The 1,445-nt window shown below is 43.1% G+C and carries 1 protein-coding gene; it reads left to right on the top strand.

The window, feature by feature from the left end; all coding sequences use genetic code 11:
• Positions 1–107 precede the first annotated feature (107 nt).
• Entirely contained in the window at positions 108–1,274 is a 1,167-nt protein-coding gene (locus tag EKC99_RS15250; RefSeq protein ID WP_019418135.1) for an IS256 family transposase, read from the top strand.
• Positions 1,275–1,445 lie beyond the last annotated feature (171 nt).

Here is a 1,445-nt window from a genome sequence, read left to right on the forward strand (position 1 = left end):
GATGATGTATAAAATTTTGTGTAAAGCATTTTGCTAGACCAAAAGAAAAAAGGTAGGGTATTCTCTGATTGGACGAAAAACATTCCAGAGAAAGGAGAACCCTACCTATGTCTAAAAGTATATCGAATATCGACTGGGCAAATCAACTGGAAAATGCCATTCGTCAGTTTGTGAAAGAAAAATTAGAGCTGATTATGCGGGAAGAAATTAAAAATTTCCTCGAAATCGAACAAGCGGACACATCCAATATGAGAAACGGCTACTATCAACGAAATCTAGATACACAATATGGCCGGATTGAAGGGCTTTTGGTTCCAAGAGACCGAAATGGAGAATTTCAAACGCAGCTGTTTGCCCCTTACCAACGACACACCGGCTGGCTGGAAGAAGCCATCATCAAGATGTATCAAAGCGGCATGAGTACACGGGAAATTGGCAAGTGGATCGAACGAATTCTAGGAAGTACCTATTCTCCTACGACGATCAGCCATATTACCGATGTCGTAAAGGAAGACATCGAAAAATGGCGCAACCGTCCACTACACAAGCGTTATTCCGTCTTATATTTGGACGGTTTGTATGTGAAACTTCGCCGTGATACGGTAGAGAAAGAAGTCATTTATGTGGTGTTAGGAGTAAATGAAGAAGGATATCGCGAAATTCTCGATTTTTTCGTGGGAGGACAAGAAAGCGCCTATGGATGGCGGGAGATTCTCCAACAGCTCTACAAAAGAGGAGTCAAGGAAGTGCTTTTAGGCGTATTTGATGGTCTTCCGGGGCTGGAGGAAGCCTTTCGGGCGGTTTATCCGAAAGCTGACGTACAGCGTTGTGTCGTTCACAAAGTCCGTAACACCCTCAGCCGTGTTCGGAAAAAAGACCAATTCGAAATGGCGGAGGATCTGAAACTCATTTATCGATCTCCGAGTAAAGAAATCGCATTGGAGATGTTTCGACAGTTTGAATCGAAATGGTCGAGCAAGTACCCAAGAGAAGTGCAATCTTGGGCCAATGAGTTGGATGTCCTCCTCACCTTTATGAATTATCCAAACAGTATTCGAAGTGTAATTTACACGACGAATGCCATCGAACGAACGATCAAGGAGATTCGGAAACGTCTAAAACCGATGAACAGTTTGAGCAGTTTAGAAGCCGCGGAAAAAGTCGTGTATTTGACGATCCAAGACTTTAATGAGAAATGGGCGGGGCGAAAGTTGCGAGGATTTGCCGAAGCGCAGGAAGTCCTCCAGCGAATGTTTGAAGAACGTTACAATTAACCATATATTGTAAATGAAAATAAACAAAATAAGGGGATTCTCCCTTTCCCCACAGGAGACTGAATATTCAGTCTCCTGTGGGGAGGAAATCGGTTCCCTATCCATTCCAAATCCATTTCAGAGATACCCTATCCATCTTGCATTACACAAAATTCTTGACGGTACCGAAAA

Origin of the sequence: Anoxybacillus sp. MB8 (assembly GCF_011006755.1) — a bacterium.
Lineage (GTDB): Bacteria > Bacillota > Bacilli > Bacillales > Anoxybacillaceae > Anoxybacillus > Anoxybacillus gonensis.

Coding starts and splice junctions, on each gene's coding strand:
- EKC99_RS15250 (WP_019418135.1), top strand. CDS start 108: ATGTCTAAAAGTATATCGAATATCGACTGGGCAAATCAACTGGAAAAT.